The organism is Nonomuraea zeae, assembly GCF_005889725.1.
GTDB lineage: Bacteria > Actinomycetota > Actinomycetes > Streptosporangiales > Streptosporangiaceae > Nonomuraea > Nonomuraea zeae.
This window is the reverse complement of the sequence record NZ_VCKX01000735.1, coordinates 1-625: the sequence shown is the minus strand read 5'-3', so window position 1 is coordinate 625 and position 625 is coordinate 1. Positions and strand designations below refer to the sequence as shown.

At 69.4% G+C, this 625-nt stretch carries 1 protein-coding gene and 1 pseudogene; both read right to left on the bottom strand.

Annotated elements, in window-relative coordinates:
- Positions 1-181: 181 nt before the first annotated feature.
- A pseudogene (locus tag ETD85_RS67860) lies at positions 182-322 on the bottom strand (DDE-type integrase/transposase/recombinase); the annotation flags it as partial.
- Between the two features lie 108 nt (positions 323-430).
- On the bottom strand, positions 431-625 hold a 195-nt coding region (locus ETD85_RS62670), incomplete at its 5' end, for a helix-turn-helix domain-containing protein (RefSeq protein ID WP_138699147.1).

Genomic DNA, 625 nt, shown 5'->3' with positions numbered 1-625 from the left:
GCGACAGTCGGTCGTCCCGGCGAGGGGATCTGACCGCGATACAACCGGACCGCCTGCTGTTTCTTGCCCAGGCCCATGCACCAACACCTCCAATGACGAGGTGTTGCGAGCACCGATTGAATCCACCCTCCGAGCCGCGGTCCGAATGAAAGATCACCCCGTCCACGTCACCGCCGCGGGTGGCCACCGCCATCTGCAGCGAAGCGCAGGTCAGCGCGGCATCGTGGTGCTCGGACATGGCATAGCCGAGCAGCCGGCGGGAGAACAGGTCCTCGACCGTGGCCAGGTAGAGCTTGCCCTCGTCGGTGTCGATCTGCGTCACGTCGCCGCACCACAGCACGTCCACAGCACGTCCACAGCACGTCCGCAGCGGGCGCGGTGAACTTCCGCCGGACCAGGTCCGGGGCGGCCGGCCGCTTGCCCTGCCGGGTCAGCGAGCGCGGCTTACGCCGTCTGCGGCCGGACAGGCCAAGCTCGACCATCCGCGCCGCAACCGTGTCTGCGACACCCGCCAGCCCGCCTCATGCAGATCCTGGGTGACGCGAGGCGACCCATAGGTGCCGCCTGAGGCCTCGAACAGGCGGGTGATCTCCGCATCGAGGTCGGCCCGCCGGCGCTGGCGGGC